The sequence below is a fragment of the Ruegeria sp. BHSA118 genome (assembly GCF_059613405.1).
This window is the reverse complement of the sequence record NZ_JBXWSM010000003.1, coordinates 1-19,228: the sequence shown is the minus strand read 5'-3', so window position 1 is coordinate 19,228 and position 19,228 is coordinate 1. Positions and strand designations below refer to the sequence as shown.

Sequence of the window (19,228 nt, the reverse complement as noted above, 5' to 3'; positions counted from 1 at the left end):
TATGCGTGGACATTGCCTGTGCGGCAGCATCAAGTACGAAATCGACCCTCCTACCCTGTCCTGCGTCACCTGTCATTGCGACAGCTGCCGACGCCAATGCGCCGCGCCGATGACAACCTATTTCGCGGTTCGTGACGGTCAGTGGCGCTGGATCGGGGAAGAGCCGAAACGCTTCACCTCTTCGCCCGGAGTCGAGCGCAGCTTTTGCCCGGATTGCGGCACGCCAATCTCGTTCCGCTCGGCCAAAATGTCGGATGTGCTGCATCTATACGTCGCCACTTTGGAGACCCCCGAGGCAATGCAGCCCACATTGCACGTGTCTCATGAGGAAAGACTGAGTTGGCTGCATCTGGATGACAACCTGCCCACCTGCACCGGGCCGGATTACACAAAGGTTCAACCCCTGCCCGACGCCTGACATTCGACCTTTTCACTGCGCCGCGAAGCAGATAGCGTCGCGCTCATGACTCAGGATCGTCCCGTCTTGGGCATCTTTTTGATGCTCGGTTTCTGTGTGCTTGCACCCTTAGGGGATGCGATGGCAAAGCTGTTGGGCGAAACGACTCCGTTGGGTTTGCTGGTTGCAGCCCGGTTTGCGGTGCAAGCGCTGATTCTCATCCCGCTGGTGATGATGACAGGCCGGCCCTGGCGGATGCGCGGACGTATCCTGCGCCTGACAGTCATCCGCACACTGCTGCACATCATCGGCATAACCGCGATGTTCAGTGCGTTGAAGTTCCTGCCCCTGGCTGATGCCGTCGCCATTGCCTTTGTCATGCCGTTCATCATGTTGCTGCTGGGCAGATACGTTCTGGGCGAAGAGGTCGGCGTGCGGCGCCTTGTGGCCTGCATTGTCGGTTTCATCGGCACACTTCTGGTCATCCAGCCCAGTTTTGCCGAGGTAGGCTTACCTGCCCTGCTGCCGTTGATCGTCGCCGTGGTCTTTGCGCTGTTCATGCTGGTCACGCGGCAAATCGCCAAGGAAACTGATCCGATTTCCTTGCAGGCGGTGTCCGGCGTCATGGCCACTGTGGGGTTGGTTCCTGTCCTTGTGATCGGAACATCGCTTGGGATCTGGAACCTGTCTGCTGCCTTGCCCGCCCCCGATCTGTATTGGCTGTTGATCGCGATAGGAGTTTTGGGAACTGTCGCGCATCTGCTGATGACATGGTCGCTGCGCTATGCACCTTCGGCCACGCTGGCCCCGATGCAATATCTGGAAATCCCGGTGGCAACCCTGATTGGCTGGGCAATCTTCAGCGACCTGCCGGACGGGCTGGCAGCGGTTGGTATCATGATCACCGTCGCCGCCGGTTTGTACGTTATTCTTCGCGAACGGGCCACCGCTCGCTCTGCCCCGACAGAAACACCTGCATGAGCGGATCGAGTGTGGCGCGGGGAACCATCACCAAAAGACCAGGCCCATCCATCTGCAATTCAACATCCGACAGCGCGCGATTGGAGGTGCCCACCCGGTCGTCCGGTTGCAACCGCAGGCCGTCAATGGGCCATTCCAGCCCGTTGCTGCGCCCTGTCACAGGGCGCATTGGAAACAGCGACACCACATCCCCGGGCAAAACCGGCAGCCGGATTTGGCGGGGCGCGTGAAACACCACCTCATGCGCGCCCAGCAGAATGCAGGCCTGTTCCTGACGTCTGACCAGCACGTTCAGAACGGCCAGCTGATGATCAAGCCGCCCGCCCAGAAAGCCGGCCCCCAAAACCAGTGGGGCCTGCAAATTGCGCAAGGCCTTGTCGAAATCGGTGCTGTCCTGTTCACGAATGGCAAAAAGCCGGTCAGACGGGATTTTGGCTTTCGATGCTTTGTCCAGCGAATCGAAATCCCCGATGACCGCATCCGGAATCCGGCCTGATTCTGTCAGAACTGCCGCTCCACCATCCGCCGCAACGACTGAAGTGACGCGGTTCAGCACCAAATTCAGGTCCTCGGAGCCAACAAAACCGCCCCCAAACAGCCCGATTGGATCGGCGGAGCGTACAATTGGTTCATTTTTCCTAAGATTGGCCATTTTTCCCGGATTTGGACACATTAAGACCACAAAATGATAGGTTCATGCATAAAGTTCAGAGCCTTCGTGTGCTCCCGATTCCGGGTAAGTGGGCTCTCGTAGTTTGTAAAGGACGTGCGTCTGATGGTACAGAATAACAAGGTATTAACCGTTTCATATGGAACCTTCTCCTGCACTTTGGAAGGATTCGACGATTCCTTTGAAACGATGAAAGCCATTGCCGAATATTTCCGCGATCTCGCTGCGGATGATCGTTACTTCGGCTCAGAGCCTCCACAACCAGACGCCGAAATGCTGACCCGTATCGCACGCCGCGACGCATCGCAACGCGTCGAAGCCAGCCAAAACGAATCCGGGCTTCTGCTGCGTGCCGCTCCAAACACCGAAGCCCCGGCACCGGTCGCGTCTGACGCACCGGTCCCGCATGCGCAAAATGCAGATGCTATGACCACTCCCCCTCCCGCATATTCCCAAGCAAGCCCGGGGCAGACCGCGTTCATGGACGCGGAGGCCGTCGACGCCACTGCATCTCCGCCGGCCGACAGCATTGCCGCAAAACTGCAACGCATCCGGGCCGTTGTTTCCCATTCGGACGTCCCCCCCACTGCCTATTCCGAAGACGAGGAATCTTCGCTGCTGGCCAACACCGCCCCCCCGGTGGACGCCGTGGCCGCCGCGTTCGAAGCAGGCGCTCTCAACGAAGAAGACTTTGCTGAACCTACGCAGCCCGAGGCCGCGGAAATCGAGGATCTGCAAGCGCTTGACGCCGAAGATGTACAAGCCGACGGCGCGCCGGCAATATCGGAAAAGCACGACTTCGAAACCGCAGAGCCGAATATCGAGAACAATTCCGAACAGCAGGTGCAACTGACCCCCGACCACCTGCGGGATGAAGAAATCGAGGTCGCAACCGACCTCGCGCAGCTTCCTGCTGAGCCCCTGTTCTCGGATCTTGAAGAGGATACCGACGAGGAAATCGACGAGGAGGATGTTCCAAACATCCTCAACGTCGAAGACGTTGCGATCGAATCCGAAGTTGAACCAGGCGATGAGCCGCAAGATGATCAGGCGCAAGGAGTATTGACGGAAGAGGACGAAATTCACCTGCTGTCCGAGATTTCCGAAATCGAAAAAGACATGGCAGGCCGTTCTAGCCAAAAACTGACGGATGACGCCGATCCTGATCAGGATATCTCGCGACTGATGGCCAAAACCGGTGAACATATGGAGGACCCCTCCAGCAGCGACGCGCGAGAAACCTATTCGCACCTTCGCACCGCCGTTGCCGCGACCGAGGCCGACCGAGATGGCCAACCGGCCCCGGACACCTCGCCTGTCGATGAGTATCGCGTTGATCTGGCGTCAGCGGTCAGCCCGCGCCGCCCCGAAGTAAACGTGACCAGTATACGCCCGGAAGCTGACGCTCCGGCTCCGTTGAAGCTGGTTGCCGAGCAGCGCGTGGACGATCAAAGCGAATCCAATGGCCCCGTGATGCCGCGTCGCGTGACGACTCAGGTCGAAGAAACCGGGTCGGAAGAAGGCGGTTTTGCGCAATTCGCACAGGATCAGGGTGCACAGTCGCTTCAGGATCTGCTTGAAGCGGCGGCGGCCTACCTGTCCTTCATCGAAGGACAGCAGCAATTCTCGCGCCCGCAGCTGATGAACAAGGTCCGTTCTTTGAAGCAGGATGAGTTCAATCGCGAAGAAAGCCTGCGTTCCTTCGGACAGCTGCTGCGCGATGGAAAAATCGAAAAGGCCGGTGGCGGCCGTTTTGCGGCCTCTGACCTGATCGGCTTCCGTCCTGATGATGAGCGCGCAGTAGGCTGACTGCCGCGCCAATTGACAAAAAGGGTCGGGTAAACCCCGGCCCTTGTTTTTTGCCGCTCGTCCAGAGACAAACGCCCGGTTGTTAAACACGACTCAGGGTTGGCCATTGTGCCGGGCCCGACCAGCCCCCTTGGTCCGAGCATTGGCCCAGCTCAATGCAGCAAAGTCACAGAACCTACATATAACTGCGCGCGTTTACACACACGACGTTTGCCCGCTTAATCTTTTGCAGTGTCAAACCCGGCTCAGGATTGATCCGGGTCCTCTTTGCCAACACCGCGAAAAACGAACTTGAACGGCAGGGCCCAAAGAATCCCCAGAACGATATAGACCAGAAGTTCCACCCATATCGGGGGGCGCTCCAGCCAGTTCAGAACCGTCACCACCGCCACAATATAAAGTGGCAGGCCGATCACAAGAATAACCAACGACCAGCGCCGGCGCGCCTTATAGCTCAGACCTGTTTTCTGCTCTTTGTTCATCAATCAGCAAACGGGTCGGTCACCAGAATGGTGTCGTCCCGCTCCGGGCTGGTGGACAAAAGGGCCACCGGGCATTCGATCAGCTCTTCGACCCGGCGCACATACTTGATTGCATTGGCAGGCAAATCGGCCCAGCTGCGCGCGCCTTCGGTGGATTCGCTCCAGCCCGGCATTTCCTCGTATATCGGAGTGCAGCGCGCCTGCTGATCAGCAGCGGTTGGCAGATAGTCCAAGCGTTCGCCGTCCAGATCATAGCCCACGCAGATCTTCAGGGTTTCAAACCCGTCCAGAACGTCCAGCTTGGTCAGAGAGATGCCGTTCACGCCGCTGGTCGCACAGGTCTGACGGACCAGGCACGCATCGAACCACCCACAGCGGCGCTTGCGACCTGTCGTTGTCCCGAACTCATGCCCGCGTTCCCCAAGGCGCTGACCATCCGCATCCTCAAGTTCTGTCGGGAATGGGCCTTCGCCGACACGGGTGGTGTAGGCTTTTACAATCCCCAGCACAAAATCGATCGATCCCGGTCCAATCCCCACCCCTGTCGCGGCCTGACCTGCGATCACGTTGGAAGAGGTTACGAATGGATAGGTGCCGAAATCGATGTCCAGCAGCGCGCCTTGCGCCCCTTCGAAAAGGATGCGTTTTCCGGCTTTGCGCTTTTCGTTCAGAACTTTCCAGACCGGAGCAGCAAAAGGCAGGATGCTCTGCGCGATCTCTTTCAATTGGGCAATCAGCGCGTCGCGGTCGACCGGTTCGATTCCCAAACCTTTGCGCAGCGGGTCATGGTGCTGCAAAGCACGGTCCACCCGAGCCTCGAGAGTGGCTTCATCCGCCAGATCCGCGACGCGAACGGAACGACGCCCGACCTTGTCTTCATAGGCCGGGCCAATCCCACGACCTGTTGTGCCGATCTTGGTCCCCTTGCTGGCCGCCTCTTCACGAGCGCGATCCAGTTCACCGTGGATCGGCAGGATCAACGGGGTATTCTCGGCAATCATCAGCGTATCGGGGGTGATTTCTACACCTTGTGCCTGGATGGTCGCGATTTCCTTGACCAGATGCCAGGGGTCCAACACCACGCCGTTGCCGATGACGCTCAGCTTACCGCCGCGCACGACACCGGACGGCAGAGCGTGCAGCTTGTAAACCTCGCCGTCAATGACCAACGTATGACCGGCATTATGCCCGCCCTGAAAACGCGCGATCACGTCCGCCCGCTCGCTGAGCCAGTCGACGATCTTGCCTTTTCCTTCGTCACCCCACTGGGCGCCGACAACAACCACGTTGGCCATATCCGGTCCTTTTGCGCTGAGTTATCAAACCCGGCTCATATAGCCGGGCGCAAACGGCAGGGAAACCGATATTTCGCCGCAGATGAAAATCGCGCGAACGCGCGATGCCTCCGGCGGGGATATTTGTGGCCAGATGAAAAGCGGATCCCCTGCTTCATCTGGCTGAAAATATCCCGGGGGAGTCGCACGGAACGGGCGGCGGGGGCAGAGCCCCCTGCCCGGCATCAACGCAGATGCACCGGTTGCCCGTGAGGTGTCGTCAGATACGCCTCTTCCCATGCCCGATGCAGGTCTTTCACATCCTGCGGCAGAGCAGCCCCCTGCTCGGCGAGCATAGCCTCAAGTGTTTCCAGCCATGCCTGGAAATAGTCGCCGCCGCCATCCAGCTCTCGCGTAAGCCCGTGGCGCGTCAACGTGTCCGAGAACCGAGCCGCCCAATCCGCCCATTCGAACCGCCCCGCCTCGTTCAGGGCAACGGTGACGGCAAAGACCTGAGCGTGCCAGGGTTCGGCAAACACCGGTTCTGGGGCTGAATGTTCGTTGCAGCCGCTCATGCCGGTTCCAGATAGCTTTGCCAGAGATCCAGTACCACTTCGTCATCCGGATGCTCCGGGCTGGTCCAAAGTTCCGATGCGGGGAAGACTACCGCATAGATCGGTTCGGGCGCTTCGCCCAACCCATGAGCATTGGAATCGGGCAGGACATGGGTTCCGTGCAGGCGCAGGATTCGGCCCCTGGCACCGGATGCATAAACAGGCAGGCGCGTGTGACCCCCATCCACGAGGCGATTTGCTGCCGGTCGGACCGTGACAACCTCTTGCCCCACAGAATACAGCGCCGCGACATTGGAAGGCCTGTCCGCAGGCCCGCCTTTGGCAAGGGCAGCGGACACTGCTTCCGCCTTGAGCGCTCTGTCCGCCAAGGGGTGCGGGTTGTCGCCGCCCACACCACGCAGATCTTCCAATGTCAGAACACCCTTTTCGACCAGCAGATCGGCCAGACCGGATATCCATTTCTCATAATACGAAAACCGGGTGTAATCCTTCGGAGACAGGCGTTCCCTGGCGTGGCGGGATACGTCGATATTCCACTGCCCCAGAAAACCGGAGGCAAGTGTCACCGCCAGCGCCCGTGCGTGCCAGTCTTCGGCAAAAACCGGCGCATCCTCGGCCTCGGGATTTATCGGGCCATCTCCAAAGCGGCCGCCCATATCGTGAACGCGGGTCATGAAGGGGCCTTCGGCAGGCCCGTGCCGATCATGCTGTCACGTGTCACAAGTGCGGCAAGCGCCTCCTCACCCATCCCATCAGTTCCATCGGGACGCATCGGCAGAACGAGATAGCGAACCTCGGCCGTCGAATCCCAGACCCGCACCGAAGTGTCTTCAGGCAGGGTGAGGCCGAATTCGGCCAGTACCTTGCGGGGTTCACGCACCGCTCGGGCACGGTAGGCATCAGATTTGTACCAGCCCGGCGGGATACCCAGCAACGGCCAAGGATAGCAGCTGCACAAGGTGCAGACGACCATGTTGTGCCGGGTTGGCGTGTTCTCGACAACAACCATGTGTTCACCCTGGCGACCATAATAACCAAGATCCGCGACCATCGAGGTGGCGTCTTCCAGCAGAGCGGCCTTGAAAGCTGGGTCGCTCCAGGCTTTGGCAACCACGCGCGCGCCATTTTGCGGCCCGATCCTGTTCTGATAGGTGTCGATGATTTCGTCCAGAGCTGCCGGGTCGATCAGGCCCTTGCGGGTCAGAATCGTTTCCAGCGCTTTGACGCGCAGCGCGGGTTCGGGCGGCAAAAGGGCGTGCGGGTGGTCGTGGTCGTCATGTGGCATGGGCCGCAGCCTGCGTCACGCATCGGCGTTCTGTCCAGTCCCTTTGACGTGATATGACATATCACGTGCGGTGATGCGAACTCGTGACTTGCCCCCGCTGGCAAACTTGCATAAGTACCACGCGATACACGCCACGCTGTACAGGACCACCATGGAAAACGTCGTTCTTATCATCCACCTTCTTTTGGCTCTGGGCCTGATTGCCGTTGTTCTGATGCAACGGTCCGAAGGCGGTGGCCTTGGCATGGGCGGCGGCGGTGGTGCCATGACTGGCCGGGCAGCAGCGACCGCTTTGGGCAAACTGACCTGGATCCTTGCCGCTTGCTTCATCGTGACCTCGATCACGCTGACCATTCTGGCGGCGCAGAAATCTTCGGGAAGCTCGGTAATCGACCGTTTGGGCGTCCCGGCTCCGGCTTCAAGCGAAGAAAATACTCCGGCAATTCCGTCGGCGGATGACCTTCTGCCGCCTGCACAGGGCGACAACGCGCCACTGATCCCGCAGGCCGACTGACCTACAAAACCTAGAAACCTGAAAGAGGACTGCAACAGCATCTTGCGGTTCTCTTGCGCTTTTGGCGCGAATCCTTTATACGTGAAGTCCCGTGATGCAGCGGTTTTTCGAAACCGTCGGGCAGCTGATTTTGACGTCTCACGGGAGCAGCCGAAAAACTATGGCGCGTTTTATTTTCATCACTGGTGGTGTGGTTTCGTCCTTGGGCAAAGGACTGGCTTCGGCGGCTTTGGGATCGCTGTTGCAGGCGCGAGGGTACTCCGTTCGCCTGCGCAAGCTTGACCCCTATCTGAACGTCGACCCAGGCACGATGTCCCCGTTTGAGCATGGCGAGGTTTTTGTCACCGACGATGGTGCCGAGACCGATCTGGACCTTGGCCATTACGAACGCTTCACCGGCGTGGCAGCCCGTAAGACCGACTCGGTCAGTTCCGGGCGGATTTATTCAAACGTGCTGGAAAAGGAACGCCGCGGAGATTACCTCGGCAAGACCATTCAGGTGATCCCGCACGTCACCAACGAGATCAAGGATTTCATCGCCATCGGCGAGGATGAGGTTGATTTCATGCTGTGTGAGATTGGCGGTACCGTGGGTGACATCGAAGGCCTGCCCTTCTTTGAAGCCATCCGACAGTTCAGTCAGGACAAGCCGCGCGGTCAGTGCATCTTTATGCACCTGACGCTGCTGCCCTACATCAAAGCGTCGGGTGAGTTGAAGACCAAGCCGACCCAGCACTCGGTGAAAGAACTGCGCTCAATCGGTCTGGCCCCCGATATTCTGGTTTGCCGGTCCGAAGGGCCGATCCCGACCAAGGAACGGGAAAAGCTGGCCCTGTTTTGCAACGTGCGCCCAGACAGCGTGATCGCGGCACAGGACCTGTCCACCATTTACGACGCGCCGTTGGCCTATCACCGCGAGGGGCTGGATCAGGCTGTTCTGGATGCCTTCCAGATCAGCCCCGCCCCAAAGCCCGATCTGGCCAAATGGGAAGATGTCAGCGACCGCATCCACAACGCCGAAGGCGAGGTGAAAGTGGCCATTGTCGGCAAGTACACACAACTTGAAGACGCCTATAAATCGATTGCCGAGGCGCTGACACATGGCGGTATGGCCAACCGGGTCAAGGTCAAGATCGAGTGGGTGGATGCCGAAGTTTTCGATACCGAAGACGCAGCCCCGTATCTGGAAGGTTTCCACGCCATCCTCGTCCCCGGCGGGTTTGGCGAGCGTGGCACTGAAGGCAAGATCAAGGCGGCGCAATATGCGCGCGAGCACAAGGTTCCCTATCTGGGCATTTGTCTTGGCATGCAGATGGCGGTGATCGAGGCCGCACGGAACGCTGCGGGTATCACCGAAGCCGGGTCCGAAGAATTCGACCACGAAGCCGGGAAGAAACGGTTTGAACCGGTGGTCTATCACCTCAAGGAGTGGGTGCAGGGCAACCACAAGGTCGAGCGCAAGGTCGGCGACGACAAAGGCGGCACAATGCGCCTTGGCGCTTACAACGCAGTATTGGCGGATGGATCTAAAGTGGCCGAGGTTTATGGCGGCACGCAGATCGAGGAACGGCACCGCCACCGCTACGAAGTAGACATCAAGTATCGCGACAAGCTTGAAAATGCGGGCCTGAAGTTTTCGGGCATGTCGCCGGACGGACGCCTGCCCGAAATCGTGGAATGGGCGGATCACCCATGGTTCATCGGCGTTCAGTACCATCCGGAACTGAAGTCCAAACCGTTCGACCCGCATCCCCTGTTCCGCGATTTCGTACGCGCTGCGAAAGACACCTCGCGCCTGGTCTGATCCCTGACTGTGTCGGACTGTCACCCCGCGTTGTTTTGTGCGGGCTGATCTCTTAACTGTATGTGTAAGCAGAATTTCTGCTTCGCAGGCTCAATGCCGTTCAGAGTTTCAGGAGATTTCCGATGAGCAACGCAACAACGATTACCAACCTCCAGCAAGCGCTTCATATGGAGCTGACGGCGGCGCACCAGTACCAACTGCATGCCCATGTGCTGGAGGATTGGGGGCTGGACATCCTTGCCGAAAAAATGCGCGCTGAAATGCAGGAAGAATTGGGCCACTCCGACGCTTTCATCGAGCGTATCCTGTTCCTTGGCGGCGTGCCCGAGCTTGCGTTTCAGAAAAACCCAGTCGCCGCGGGGTCTCTGGAAGACATGTTTGCCGCGGACCTGAAGGATGAAACCGAGGCGGTCGACTTCTATACCAAGGCCGCGTTGCAGGCCGCCGAGGTCGGCGATGTCGGGTCAAGGACCCTGTTCGAACGCATCTTGCTGGAAGAAGAAGGTCACAAGGACTGGCTGGACACTCAGCTGAACCTGTTGAAGCGTTTGGGTGAGGCCAACTTCAGCGCAAAATTCGTATCCGGCGCGGCAGAAGGAGCCTGAGGCACGCACCGCCGCCTGCCCAAGCACCAGCATCGCCCGGACCATCTTGCCATGGACCGGGCCATGCGGTTTCCGTCACTTCAATGTGACGCTGCCGGGCAAAAAACCTCTACTCGGTCTGCCCTCATGGGGTTAACTGTTGATCACACCACGACAGGAGAGCCCCGATGAGCGATCAATCCCAAAGCGCGAAGACCTTTACCAGCCTTCACAAAAAGGGCGACCCCGTCATTTTGTTCAACATCTGGGATGCCGGCAGTGCCGGCGCGGTGCGGGATGCAGGCGCGCAAGCCATTGCCTCAGGCAGCGCACCTGTTGCCATGGCACAGGGTTTTGGTGATGGTCAGAACATCCCGCTTGAGACCGCATTGGACAATGCGCGCCGCATCGTTGCCGCAGTTGATCTTCCGGTGACACTGGATTTCGAAGGGGCTTATGCCGAAGATCCACAGGGCATTGCGCAAAACGTCAAGCGTGCGCTGGATTGCGGCGTGGTTGGTTTCAACTTTGAAGATCAGATCATCGGTGGCGACGGGCTGTACGATACAGCGGTTCAGGCCAAACGCGTCGAAGCCATGCGCGCGGCCTGCGAAGACGCGGGCATACCTGCCTATGTCAACGCAAGAACCGACATTTTCCTGAAGGCCCCGGCAGAAACACATGATGAGGCCATGCTGAACGACGCCATTGCCCGTGCTTCGGCCTATGAGGCAGCAGGCGCCAGCGGTTTTTTTGCCCCAGGGCTGAAAGACGAGGCGATGATCGGACATCTGTGCGAGCGAACGAACCTGCCAGTCAACATCATCGCCCTGCCCGGCACCCCCGGCACACCGCGTCTGGCTGAACTGGGGGTTGCGCGCGTCAGCTATGGCCCGGTTCCTTATCGTCAGATGATCAAGTGGTTAACAGATCAGGCGCACACCGCTATTCATTACCGCAACTGATCGCCCTGAAGTTGTGGGATTGCAATTGCCGCCACTTCTCATCACCCTGCTTTTGAAACCGAACAGGAGGCAAGCCTGATGAAAGGCTATTGGGTTGCACATGTCGATGTGGACGACATGGACACGTACAAGACCTACATTGCTGCAAATGCGGAACCCTTTGCAGCTTATGGTGCGCGCTTTCTGACGCGCGGTGGAAAACGCGAAGTGAAGGAAGGCGCAGCGCGCGCCCGGACTGTTGTGATCGAATTTCCCAGCTATGAGGATGCGCTTGCCTGTTACGAAAGCGAAGCATACCAGAAAGCCAAAGCGCTGCGCGCGCCGGTATCGATGGGCGATCTTGTGATCATTCAGGGCTATGACGGGTAGACTACGCTTGGCGGACCACAAAATATGGAATAACCTTTAGCCATGTTGAAAAAGTTCTTTCAGGCGCTCAGACCGCCTCAGCATGAACATCTTCCGGACCCTGACGCCGAACTTGCTCTGGGCGCGCTCATGGTGCGCGTGGCGCAGGCTGATCGGGACTACAAGCTGGAAGAGATCAGCCTGATCGACAAAATCCTGGCCCGTCTTTACCAGCATAACGCGATCGAAGCAGCCAAGGTGCGCGCCACTTGCGAAAAGCTTCATGCGGCCGCGCCGGATACCGATACCTTCGGCAAGCTGATCCGCGAGACCACGGATCTGAAGGAACGCCTGGCCGCACTGGATGCGCTGTGGGAAGTTGTTCTGGCAGATGGAAACAGCGACGAAGGCGAGGTGAAAATCGTCGAGGAAGCCCGCGTTGCCATGGGGTTGAGCTTTAACGACAGCAAGGCCGCGCGTGAACGCGTTCAAAGCCGCTTGGATGTGAGTTAGTCGCCCGCTATATCTAACGCATGTTCAGCGAATTTCTTTCCCGGCTCACGCAGCCGCAGCCCGATCCTCTTGTCGACGATGACGCCCGCCTGGCTCTGACGGCCCTTCTGGTGCGTCTGGCACGGTCCGACAATGACTATTCCGATACCGAAATGGCCCGTATCGACCGAATTTCGGCGCAACGCTATGGCCTGTCGCCGTTCGAAAGCGCCGCCCTGCGCGCCCGCGCCGAAGATCTTGAGGCCGAGGCCCCGGACACCGTCCGCTTTACCCGAGCCATCAAAGAGGCGGTTGCCTATGAAGATCGTCTTGCGGTCGTTCAGGCGCTGTGGTCCGTGGCATTGGCCGATGGGCACCGCACCAGCGAGGAAGATTCGCTGCTGCGTCTGGTGGTCAGTCTTCTGGGCGTAAGTGACGTGGATTCCGCTTTGGCACGGCAAAAGGCTGCAAAATCGTGATTGCCATGCTGGGCATGTATGACATGCCCCCCCTGCAAGCCGCCAATGACAGGTTCTGGAGCTTGATTCGCGCCCAATTTGGGTCAGGCCCCCAAACCCTTACCCGCGATAAAGACGAATGGGCGGTCTGGCAGGACCCGAACCTGATTCTGGCACAAACCTGTGGCATGCCGTTTCGAACCCGATTGCATGGTCACGTGCAACTGGTTGGCACCCCGGATTATGGACTGCCCGGATGTCCCCCCGGATATTATTGCTCGGTCTTTGTGGCGCGGCGTGACGACGACCGGGATCTGGCGGGGCTGAGCACAGGCGTGTTCGCGTATAATGAGGGCTTGTCCCAATCCGGCTGGGCTGCCCCGATCACACATATGGCCCAGGCAAACGTCCACCCCGCCGGACTGCTGGAAACCGGCGGACATGCGCGGTCTGCCCAAGCCGTCGCAGATGGCAAAGCGGACTTTGCCGCGCTGGACATGCTGACGTGGCTGATGCTGCAACAACATACCAATTTGGGGAGCAAATTGCGCGAACTGGCAAGAACGACTCCAACTCCGACCCTTCCCTACATCACGTCGATGAGTCAGAATCCGAAGGTCATTGCGGGCGCTGTTCGGGCCGCGATTGACCAGCTTTGCGACGACGATCAACGATTGCTGCATATGCGCGGGTTGATCGACATTCCCGCGGCGCACTACCTGGCTGTCCCTACTCCGCCTTCCCCCAAAGATAGCGGATCAGCGACTGCCCAATTTGTCGACTGATTTTGGCCAATTTGGATGTTTCTCCGCTTGATTCTGTCATTTGCGCATTGCATTGACCTTTTTTTTCGGTCCTAGTACCGCACCAACACCACCAACCACTGGACTGCCCGTGACAGAAACTGCCCCCGTCATCGAAATCAAAGACCTTCACAAAAGCTTCGGAAATCTAGAGGTGTTGAAGGGGGTCGATATCACGGCACATCGCGGTGACGTGGTATCACTGATTGGGTCGTCCGGGTCCGGCAAATCGACGCTTTTGCGGTGCTGCAACCTTTTGGAGGACAGCCAGCAAGGGGAAATCCTTTTCAAGGGTGAGCCTGTCAAATGGTCCGGGGAAAAGCACGGGCGTCGTCCTGCCGACCCCAAACAGGTCCTGCGCATACGCACCAACCTGTCGATGGTGTTTCAACAGTTCAATCTGTGGGCACATATGACCGTCCTGCAAAATGTGATGGAGGCCCCAGTGACCGTTCTGGGGCGCGACAGGGCCGAGGTGGAAGACAGCGCGCGCAAGTATCTGGACAAGGTTGGCATCGGTGACAAATGCGACGCCTATCCGGCGCAATTGTCCGGGGGGCAGCAACAGCGCGCCGCCATCGCCCGCGGCCTGTGCATGGAACCCGAGGCCCTGCTGTTTGATGAACCGACTTCGGCTTTGGACCCTGAACTGGAACAGGAGGTGATCAAGGTGATCAAAGACCTGGCCGCCGAAGGGCGTACCATGATCATCGTGACGCATGACATGAAAATGGCCGCCGACATTTCAAGCCACGTGGTGTTCCTGCACCAGGGCCTGATCGAGGAAGAAGGCACACCCGAAGATATCTTCACATCTCCTGAATCCGAACGGCTTCGGGGTTTTCTCTCCGCCACTCAGGCGGCTTAACTTCAAAAACAGAACCAAACTGGGGAGCAACCAATGAAAAATCTGATTCTGTCCACTGCCGCACTGGCGCTGACCGCCGGTATCGCCATGGCCGACACGGTCCGCATGGGGACCGAGGGCGCCTACCCTCCGTACAACTTCATCAATGATGCGGGCGAAATCGACGGCTTCGAGCGTGAAGTCGGCGACGAACTGTGCAAGCGCGCGAACCTGGAATGTGAATGGGTCAAGAACGACTGGGATTCGATCATTCCGAACCTGGTCTCGGGCAACTACGACACCATCATCGCGGGTATGTCGATCACCGACGAACGTGACGAAGTCATCGACTTCACCCAGAACTATTTCCCGCCTGCTGCTTCGGCCTATGTCGGTGCGTCCGAGGATGTTGATGTCACCACCGGCGTCGTTGCCGCACAGACCGCCACCATTCAGGCAGGCCACGTAGCCGAGTCGGGCGCGACACTGGTCGAGTTTGCAACTCCGGAAGAAACCATCGCAGCCGTCCGCAACGGTGAAGCCGATGCCGTGTTTGCCGACAAGGACTTCCTGGTTCCGATCGTCGAGGAATCCGCCGGAGAGCTGGTCTTCGTGGGTGATGACGTGCCGCTGGGCGGTGGCATCGGGCTGGGCATCCGTGAATCGGATGGCGAACTGCGCGGAAAGTTCGACGAGGCGATCACCTCGATGAAAGCGGACGGTTCGTTGAACGAACTGATCATCAAGTGGTTCGGCGAAGGCGTTCCGACCTACAACGCTGACGGTTCGGTCGTTACAAACTAATCCGTATCAAGCGGTTCGGCGCGTCCGTCGCGCCGAACCCTGCCCGGTGGAATAACCGGGTATGACGTTCGAAAGACGCTTCATGTTTTCCTACTGCGCTGACCCTGACACGCTCGGAACATACCGCTGGTTCTCCTGCTACCTGACCAACGGCGTGCACTGGTCCTTCTACCTGTCTTTCCTCAAGGTGTTGGGATTGCTGGCGGTGACCGCGCCGGTCGCATTGGCGTTTGGTTTTGTTGGCGCAATGGCCGCCCGATCACATTTCCCGCCCCTGAGCTGGCTGGGCAAAGGGTATATTGCCATCGTGCGCGGTGTCCCGGACATCGCTTTCTTCCTGTTTTTCGTAATAGCCCTGGATCAAGCGTTCGAATGGACGCGGCACAAGATATTGTGCCCCGAATGGACCGACCCGATCCGGCAGGGAAATGACTTTATCGTCTGTCAGGCGGCCAAGCTGCCATTGGGGACCGCACCGGAATGGGTGCATGAAACCTACGGCTTTTTCCTGGCCGTCGTTACCTTCTCGATTGTTTTCGGCGCGTTTGCGGCAAACGTTCTGTTTGGTGGAATGCGCGCCGTGCCCCACGCGCAGCTTGAAACCGCCGAAGCATATGGCATGTCCCGTCGTCAGACCTTCTGGCGCATCCTTGTGCCGCAGATGTGGGTCTATGCCCTGCCCGGCCTGTCGAATCTCTGGATGGTTCTTATCAAGGCCACTCCGCTGCTGTTCCTGCTGGGGATCGAAGACATCGTTTATTGGGCCCGGGAACTTGGCGGCACCAAGACGTCCAAGTTCACCCAGTATCCGCATGGCGACTGGCGCATGTGGTACTTCCTGTTCCTGCTTGTCTTCTATCTCGGCATGACGCGCGTGTCTGAACTTGGGCTTGAAAAGCTGATGCGGAAACTGTCCCACGGGCAGGCCACGTCCGGCGGCGAGCTTCTGCGCAAGGAGACCACGGCATGAGCTGCTTGCAGACGATTCAAGATTACGGCCTGCGGTCCCTGGGTATTGGTGAGCGTCTGCTGCCCAAAAGTGACTTCACCCTGTGCGAACAGTTCACACTGATCGGGTCGGGCATGATCTGGAATGTCTATTTCGGGATCATGGCGCTGGCGACCGGCTTCTTTCTGGCCACGGCCCTGGCTGTCGGCAAGGCCTCAGCAAACAAATGGCTTCGCAAGCCTTCGGAATGGTTCATTTTCCTGTTTCGCGGCTCGCCCTTGTTTATCCAGTTTTTCTTCGCCTATTTCCTGTTCCTGTCGCTGAAGAAATCCAACCCGATGTTCGACGCCTTCACTTCGGCTTGGCTGGGGGCGCTGATCGTGCTGTTCCTCAACACCGCCGCCTATTCGGGCGAGATCTTCTATGGCGCGCTAAGGTCCATTCCCAAGGGCGATATCGAAGCCGCGGATGCCTATGGCATGTCAGGCTGGGCACGTTTTCGCCGGATCGTCTGGCCCACCATGTTGCGGCTCGCCTGGCCTGCCTACACAAACGAAGCAATCTTTCTTTTCCACGCGACAACGCTGGTCTTCTTTTCAGCCTTCCCGGCATGGCAGCAGCGCGGAGACGCCCTGTATTACGCCAGCTACTTTGCGGACAAGACGTTCAACCCGTTCATCCCATACCCGATACTGGCGTTCTATTTCATCCTGCTGACGCTGGTGATCGTCGGAGGCTTTGGCCTGATCAACAAACGTCTGAACCGGCACCTGCCGGTCGCAAAACGGGCCAAGATGCGGTTCAAACTGAACCTGGCGCGCTGAGTTTCGGCGCGCCAGTCACGTCTGGACACCAAGTCAAATCAACGCCAATCACCGCGCGCCCGCGCGATTTTCAGCACATTCATAGGGGGGAAGTGGTACCGCCTCCCTGGCTTGAACAGGGGACCTCTGGATCCACAATCCAGCGCTCTAACCAACTGAGCTAAGGCGGCACTCGTGAGGGGCGATGTACCGAACACGCCCGCGGAATGCAAGAGGATTAAAGCCGAAATTTCCAGCTTTGTTCGACAAGATCGACACCGAAGGAATGCACCGCTTTGCTGTCTGTCAGTTCCCAGCCGGACGCCTTGTAAAGTGCGCAGGCGGCGGTATGGCTTTCGTGCGTCCACAGAACCATTTCTTTGTATCCTGCCGCGCGTGCAAAGGCAGTACATGCTTGAAGCAGGCGCTTTCCCAGCCCCTGCCCTCGTGCTTTCGGGACAAGCAGAAACAGCCGCAACTTGGCGGTATTCCGGTCAACAGCAACGCAGAAAATACTGCCCAGACGCTGCCCGTCCTGCTCGGCGATCCAGCCTCTTTCAAGCTCGGGGTCACTGTTGGCGATGAAGTCGTCAAGGATGCTGGCCACCAGGGGCGCAAAGCTGTCATCAAACCCTTCGTCGCGCGCATAAAGCAGACCGTGCTGTTCAACCAGCCACGCGGCGTCATCGGGGCGAAACGGTCTGAGAACGGCGTCTTCCATATCTCATCTGACCGCAAAGGTGACTTGATTCTCAACCCCGTGCGCGCTAGCAGGAACGCTCAGTCTCGGAGGCACAGATGGGCATCAATACCGAACGCGACATTCAGGCAAACCTGCAAATCGGTCCGACCGATCAGGGTATGGTCCGCCTGTTCATCGAAGCTGACGGCATCGAAATACCGATGGATTTTGACCCGGAAGAAGCAGAAGAAATCGCCGACGAAATACGCGCTGCGGTACAAGCCGCCCTTGCGGTCAAAGGCTGACCTTACAGCCTGGGATCCCGAAGCGCGTGCAAACGGCGCGCCGCATCCGTTGCAAATTTCTGGATCATCTTCTTGCGCCGCGCCGGTGCGATTTTGTCCTCGGGCGCCATGCGCACGATTTCCGCGTCATAGGCATCGGCGATGATCAGGCCTGTTTCTTCAGGCAACAGATCGGTCGGGAACTCCGTGTCGACGGCCCAAAAGAATCGGTCACACCATTCCAAATAGCCCTGCCATTTCGAATCCGACTGATAATCGGCACGGCTGGATTTGCATTCAATCACCCACAACTCACCCTTTGGCCCCAGCCCCATCACGTCAACGCGCAACCCGCGCGCAGGCACGAATTCCTCTACGGAAACAAAGCCATGGGCCGCAAGATGCCGCGCGACGCCACGTGCCAGTCTCTGTCCAGGTTGCAGATCCAAAGTCATGGCTGAAAATGTGAACAATTAGCGAACAAAAGTAAAGCACCTTTGCGCCTTGACATAGTACCTTTTGGTATCGCATTTATATGATACCTAAAGGTACTATTTCTGGGGTTGCTTATGGAGAACCAAACTCAAAACGCGTTTCGCGCGCTGGCCGATCCCACACGCCGGAACATCGTGCAACTGCTCTCGTCACAGGACATGACGATTGGGCAGTTGACGGACCGCTTCGACATGACCCGGGCTGCGGTCAAAAAACACCTGACGATTCTGTCCGACGGTGGGTTGATCACAGTCGAAGCGCGCGGCCGGGAACGCATCAATCGACTTGAACCACAGGGTATGGCCCCGGTGCTCGACTGGCTCAGCTATTTTGACCAGTTCTGGGACGATCGCCTCAAGTCTCTCAAGGAAGCTATTGAAAGGAAACAAAATGACTGATGCCGTATTGAAGAAATCGATTTTCCTCAGGGCGGAACCGGAAACCGTTTGGGCTTATCTGACAGAACCTGACCATCTGGCGGAATGGTTCCACAAGCCTGAAAGAACACTGGCAGAAGGTCAGAAGCTTGAGATGTTCGGCACGACAAGCGGCGACTTGCTGATCTGGGGAGAGGTCCGTATCGCCCGCCCCCCAAAATACCTTGAACACACCTTTACCGTCAAACCGATGGGAGACGCTGTAAGCGTGGTCAAATGGACATTGGAACCGGTTTTGGGCGGGACACGTCTTGAACTTGTGCACGAAGGATTACCGCAAGGCGTCGAAGCATTTGGCCTGATCCTTGCTCTGGACAAAGGATGGGATGAACATTTCGGCAAGTTTCGTGTGGCATTGCACGAAACTGTTGACGCCTGACCTCTTGCGCGAACCCGTCAGACACCCTACTTAAGCGCGTGGCGGGTTCTGCCCTTCTTGTGACAGGTAGCATTCTGGTGGCCTTAAGCAATTCCGAGGGGGCTGGC

Annotated in this window: 26 protein-coding genes and 1 tRNA gene; 18 read left to right on the top strand and 9 right to left on the bottom strand. The window is 58.3% G+C overall.

Features of this window, described 5'->3' with window-relative positions; genetic code table 11:
- Nucleotide 1: 1 nt before the first annotated feature.
- Entirely contained in the window at nucleotides 2–418 is a 417-nt protein-coding gene (locus tag AC2FNN_RS01600; protein ID WP_496756133.1) for a GFA family protein, read from the top strand.
- 45 nt (nucleotides 419–463) lie between these two features.
- A complete protein-coding gene (locus AC2FNN_RS01595; RefSeq protein ID WP_496756132.1) occupies nucleotides 464–1,378 on the top strand; it encodes a DMT family transporter in 915 nt (304 codons plus the stop codon).
- Here the strand turns inward: AC2FNN_RS01595 and AC2FNN_RS01590 are convergent.
- Entirely contained in the window at nucleotides 1,323–1,934 is a 612-nt protein-coding gene (locus AC2FNN_RS01590; protein WP_496756130.1) for a thiamine diphosphokinase, read from the bottom strand. The two genes, AC2FNN_RS01595 and AC2FNN_RS01590, sit on opposite strands and share 56 nt — an antisense overlap.
- Nucleotides 1,935–2,153: 219 nt before the next feature.
- On the opposite strand from AC2FNN_RS01590, the gene AC2FNN_RS01585 reads away from it, so the two are divergent.
- Nucleotides 2,154–3,857: a hypothetical protein gene (locus AC2FNN_RS01585; protein WP_496756128.1), complete on the top strand. Its 1,704-nt coding sequence runs from the start codon at nucleotides 2,154–2,156 to the stop codon at nucleotides 3,855–3,857.
- 245 nt (nucleotides 3,858–4,102) lie between these two features.
- Here the strand turns inward: AC2FNN_RS01585 and AC2FNN_RS01580 are convergent, their stop codons facing one another.
- The 5 genes from AC2FNN_RS01580 to nthA form a co-directional block, all read right to left on the bottom strand.
- Entirely contained in the window at nucleotides 4,103–4,339 is a 237-nt protein-coding gene (locus AC2FNN_RS01580; RefSeq protein WP_171228487.1) for a DUF2842 domain-containing protein, read from the bottom strand.
- Nucleotides 4,339–5,634 carry an adenylosuccinate synthase gene (locus tag AC2FNN_RS01575; RefSeq protein WP_496756125.1) on the bottom strand — a complete coding sequence of 432 codons (1,296 nt, stop codon included), beginning with the start codon at nucleotides 5,632–5,634 and terminating at the stop codon, nucleotides 4,339–4,341. The genes AC2FNN_RS01580 and AC2FNN_RS01575 overlap by 1 nt, the downstream gene beginning before the upstream one ends.
- Nucleotides 5,635–5,858: 224 nt before the next feature.
- Entirely contained in the window at nucleotides 5,859–6,188 is a 330-nt protein-coding gene (locus AC2FNN_RS01570) for a nitrile hydratase accessory protein (protein ID WP_496756124.1), read from the bottom strand.
- Nucleotides 6,185–6,862 carry a nitrile hydratase subunit beta gene (gene nthB / locus AC2FNN_RS01565; RefSeq protein ID WP_496756122.1) on the bottom strand — a complete coding sequence of 226 codons (678 nt, stop codon included), beginning with the start codon at nucleotides 6,860–6,862 and terminating at the stop codon, nucleotides 6,185–6,187. Before nthB ends, AC2FNN_RS01570 begins: the two co-directional genes overlap by 4 nt.
- Nucleotides 6,859–7,473, bottom strand: coding sequence for a nitrile hydratase subunit alpha (nthA, locus tag AC2FNN_RS01560; RefSeq protein WP_496756120.1), 615 nt, complete (start codon nucleotides 7,471–7,473; stop codon nucleotides 6,859–6,861). Before nthA ends, nthB begins: the two co-directional genes overlap by 4 nt.
- A 151-nt stretch (nucleotides 7,474–7,624) precedes the next feature.
- Here nthA and secG point away from each other — a divergent pair, with 151 nt between their 5' ends.
- From secG to AC2FNN_RS01500, 12 genes are all read left to right on the top strand, one after another.
- The gene (secG, locus tag AC2FNN_RS01555; protein ID WP_170346559.1) at nucleotides 7,625–7,987 is read left to right on the top strand and encodes a preprotein translocase subunit SecG; all 363 of its coding nucleotides are present in this window, start codon (nucleotides 7,625–7,627) and stop codon (nucleotides 7,985–7,987) included.
- Between the two features lie 160 nt (nucleotides 7,988–8,147).
- Nucleotides 8,148–9,791, top strand: a complete 1,644-nt coding sequence (pyrG, locus tag AC2FNN_RS01550) for a CTP synthase (RefSeq protein WP_496756118.1) — start codon at nucleotides 8,148–8,150, stop codon at nucleotides 9,789–9,791.
- Between the two features lie 122 nt (nucleotides 9,792–9,913).
- Nucleotides 9,914–10,396 (top strand): bacterioferritin, encoded by a 483-nt coding sequence (locus tag AC2FNN_RS01545; protein WP_496756116.1) that lies wholly within the window; start codon nucleotides 9,914–9,916, stop codon nucleotides 10,394–10,396.
- A 167-nt stretch (nucleotides 10,397–10,563) separates the two neighbouring features.
- Nucleotides 10,564–11,340 carry an isocitrate lyase/PEP mutase family protein gene (locus AC2FNN_RS01540; protein ID WP_496756114.1) on the top strand — a complete coding sequence of 259 codons (777 nt, stop codon included), beginning with the start codon at nucleotides 10,564–10,566 and terminating at the stop codon, nucleotides 11,338–11,340.
- 75 nt (nucleotides 11,341–11,415) lie between these two features.
- Nucleotides 11,416–11,709, top strand: coding sequence for a DUF1330 domain-containing protein (locus AC2FNN_RS01535; protein WP_152457571.1), 294 nt, complete (start codon nucleotides 11,416–11,418; stop codon nucleotides 11,707–11,709).
- A gap of 42 nt (nucleotides 11,710–11,751) precedes the next feature.
- Nucleotides 11,752–12,201 carry a tellurite resistance TerB family protein gene (locus tag AC2FNN_RS01530; RefSeq protein WP_496756112.1) on the top strand — a complete coding sequence of 150 codons (450 nt, stop codon included), beginning with the start codon at nucleotides 11,752–11,754 and terminating at the stop codon, nucleotides 12,199–12,201.
- Nucleotides 12,202–12,221: 20 nt separating this feature from the next.
- Entirely contained in the window at nucleotides 12,222–12,659 is a 438-nt protein-coding gene (locus AC2FNN_RS01525; protein WP_171119546.1) for a tellurite resistance TerB family protein, read from the top strand.
- A 5-nt stretch (nucleotides 12,660–12,664) separates the two neighbouring features.
- Nucleotides 12,665–13,423: a phosphate/phosphite/phosphonate ABC transporter substrate-binding protein gene (locus AC2FNN_RS01520; RefSeq protein ID WP_496756247.1), complete on the top strand. Its 759-nt coding sequence runs from the start codon at nucleotides 12,665–12,667 to the stop codon at nucleotides 13,421–13,423.
- A gap of 109 nt (nucleotides 13,424–13,532) precedes the next feature.
- Nucleotides 13,533–14,309 (top strand): ABC transporter ATP-binding protein, encoded by a 777-nt coding sequence (locus tag AC2FNN_RS01515; protein WP_496756111.1) that lies wholly within the window; start codon nucleotides 13,533–13,535, stop codon nucleotides 14,307–14,309.
- Between the two features lie 33 nt (nucleotides 14,310–14,342).
- Nucleotides 14,343–15,092: a transporter substrate-binding domain-containing protein gene (locus AC2FNN_RS01510; RefSeq protein WP_152457566.1), complete on the top strand. Its 750-nt coding sequence runs from the start codon at nucleotides 14,343–14,345 to the stop codon at nucleotides 15,090–15,092.
- Nucleotides 15,093–15,174: 82 nt separating this feature from the next.
- Nucleotides 15,175–16,062, top strand: a complete 888-nt coding sequence (locus AC2FNN_RS01505) for an ABC transporter permease (RefSeq protein WP_496756246.1) — start codon at nucleotides 15,175–15,177, stop codon at nucleotides 16,060–16,062.
- On the top strand, nucleotides 16,059–16,865 hold the full coding sequence (locus AC2FNN_RS01500) for an ABC transporter permease (protein WP_152457564.1): 807 nt from the start codon (nucleotides 16,059–16,061) through the stop codon (nucleotides 16,863–16,865). Before AC2FNN_RS01505 ends, AC2FNN_RS01500 begins: the two co-directional genes overlap by 4 nt.
- Nucleotides 16,866–16,958: 93 nt before the next feature.
- On the opposite strand, the gene AC2FNN_RS01495 is transcribed toward AC2FNN_RS01500, so the two are convergent.
- A tRNA-His gene (locus AC2FNN_RS01495) sits at nucleotides 16,959–17,035 on the bottom strand.
- A gap of 47 nt (nucleotides 17,036–17,082) precedes the next feature.
- Nucleotides 17,083–17,565 (bottom strand): GNAT family N-acetyltransferase, encoded by a 483-nt coding sequence (locus AC2FNN_RS01490; protein ID WP_496756109.1) that lies wholly within the window; start codon nucleotides 17,563–17,565, stop codon nucleotides 17,083–17,085.
- 77 nt (nucleotides 17,566–17,642) lie between these two features.
- Here AC2FNN_RS01490 and AC2FNN_RS01485 point away from each other — a divergent pair, with 77 nt between their 5' ends.
- Nucleotides 17,643–17,831 (top strand): DUF6324 family protein, encoded by a 189-nt coding sequence (locus AC2FNN_RS01485; RefSeq protein ID WP_152457562.1) that lies wholly within the window; start codon nucleotides 17,643–17,645, stop codon nucleotides 17,829–17,831.
- Nucleotides 17,832–17,833: 2 nt separating this feature from the next.
- Here AC2FNN_RS01485 and AC2FNN_RS01480 read toward each other — a convergent pair whose 3' ends face one another.
- On the bottom strand, nucleotides 17,834–18,265 hold the full coding sequence (locus AC2FNN_RS01480; RefSeq protein ID WP_496756108.1) for an MmcB family DNA repair protein: 432 nt from the start codon (nucleotides 18,263–18,265) through the stop codon (nucleotides 17,834–17,836).
- Nucleotides 18,266–18,379: 114 nt separating this feature from the next.
- On the opposite strand from AC2FNN_RS01480, the gene AC2FNN_RS01475 reads away from it, so the two are divergent.
- Entirely contained in the window at nucleotides 18,380–18,703 is a 324-nt protein-coding gene (locus AC2FNN_RS01475) for an ArsR/SmtB family transcription factor (protein WP_496756106.1), read from the top strand.
- Nucleotides 18,696–19,121 (top strand): SRPBCC family protein, encoded by a 426-nt coding sequence (locus AC2FNN_RS01470; protein ID WP_496756105.1) that lies wholly within the window; start codon nucleotides 18,696–18,698, stop codon nucleotides 19,119–19,121. Before AC2FNN_RS01475 ends, AC2FNN_RS01470 begins: the two co-directional genes overlap by 8 nt.
- Nucleotides 19,122–19,228: the final 107 nt, after the last annotated feature.

Excerpts from the sequence above, each read along its gene's own strand:
- AC2FNN_RS01545 (WP_496756116.1), top strand. The coding sequence starts at position 9,914 with ATGAGCAACGCAACAACGATTACCAACCTCCAGCAAGCGCTTCATATG.
- nthA (WP_496756120.1), bottom strand. The coding sequence starts at position 7,473 with ATGCCACATGACGACCACGACCACCCGCACGCCCTTTTGCCGCCCGAA.
- AC2FNN_RS01485 (WP_152457562.1), top strand. The coding sequence starts at position 17,643 with ATGGGCATCAATACCGAACGCGACATTCAGGCAAACCTGCAAATCGGT.
- AC2FNN_RS01490 (WP_496756109.1), bottom strand. The coding sequence starts at position 17,565 with ATGGAAGACGCCGTTCTCAGACCGTTTCGCCCCGATGACGCCGCGTGG.
- AC2FNN_RS01540 (WP_496756114.1), top strand. The coding sequence starts at position 10,564 with ATGAGCGATCAATCCCAAAGCGCGAAGACCTTTACCAGCCTTCACAAA.
- AC2FNN_RS01575 (WP_496756125.1), bottom strand. The coding sequence starts at position 5,634 with ATGGCCAACGTGGTTGTTGTCGGCGCCCAGTGGGGTGACGAAGGAAAA.
- AC2FNN_RS01480 (WP_496756108.1), bottom strand. The coding sequence starts at position 18,265 with ATGACTTTGGATCTGCAACCTGGACAGAGACTGGCACGTGGCGTCGCG.
- AC2FNN_RS01510 (WP_152457566.1), top strand. The coding sequence starts at position 14,343 with ATGAAAAATCTGATTCTGTCCACTGCCGCACTGGCGCTGACCGCCGGT.
- AC2FNN_RS01570 (WP_496756124.1), bottom strand. The coding sequence starts at position 6,188 with ATGAGCGGCTGCAACGAACATTCAGCCCCAGAACCGGTGTTTGCCGAA.
- AC2FNN_RS01530 (WP_496756112.1), top strand. The coding sequence starts at position 11,752 with ATGTTGAAAAAGTTCTTTCAGGCGCTCAGACCGCCTCAGCATGAACAT.
- AC2FNN_RS01600 (WP_496756133.1), top strand. The coding sequence starts at position 2 with ATGCGTGGACATTGCCTGTGCGGCAGCATCAAGTACGAAATCGACCCT.
- nthB (WP_496756122.1), bottom strand. The coding sequence starts at position 6,862 with ATGACCCGCGTTCACGATATGGGCGGCCGCTTTGGAGATGGCCCGATA.
- AC2FNN_RS01585 (WP_496756128.1), top strand. The coding sequence starts at position 2,154 with ATGGTACAGAATAACAAGGTATTAACCGTTTCATATGGAACCTTCTCC.
- AC2FNN_RS01470 (WP_496756105.1), top strand. The coding sequence starts at position 18,696 with ATGACTGATGCCGTATTGAAGAAATCGATTTTCCTCAGGGCGGAACCG.
- pyrG (WP_496756118.1), top strand. The coding sequence starts at position 8,148 with ATGGCGCGTTTTATTTTCATCACTGGTGGTGTGGTTTCGTCCTTGGGC.
- AC2FNN_RS01580 (WP_171228487.1), bottom strand. The coding sequence starts at position 4,339 with ATGAACAAAGAGCAGAAAACAGGTCTGAGCTATAAGGCGCGCCGGCGC.
- secG (WP_170346559.1), top strand. The coding sequence starts at position 7,625 with ATGGAAAACGTCGTTCTTATCATCCACCTTCTTTTGGCTCTGGGCCTG.
- AC2FNN_RS01595 (WP_496756132.1), top strand. The coding sequence starts at position 464 with ATGACTCAGGATCGTCCCGTCTTGGGCATCTTTTTGATGCTCGGTTTC.
- AC2FNN_RS01500 (WP_152457564.1), top strand. The coding sequence starts at position 16,059 with ATGAGCTGCTTGCAGACGATTCAAGATTACGGCCTGCGGTCCCTGGGT.
- AC2FNN_RS01525 (WP_171119546.1), top strand. The coding sequence starts at position 12,222 with ATGTTCAGCGAATTTCTTTCCCGGCTCACGCAGCCGCAGCCCGATCCT.
- AC2FNN_RS01475 (WP_496756106.1), top strand. The coding sequence starts at position 18,380 with ATGGAGAACCAAACTCAAAACGCGTTTCGCGCGCTGGCCGATCCCACA.
- AC2FNN_RS01505 (WP_496756246.1), top strand. The coding sequence starts at position 15,175 with ATGTTTTCCTACTGCGCTGACCCTGACACGCTCGGAACATACCGCTGG.
- AC2FNN_RS01520 (WP_496756247.1), top strand. The coding sequence starts at position 12,665 with ATGCTGGGCATGTATGACATGCCCCCCCTGCAAGCCGCCAATGACAGG.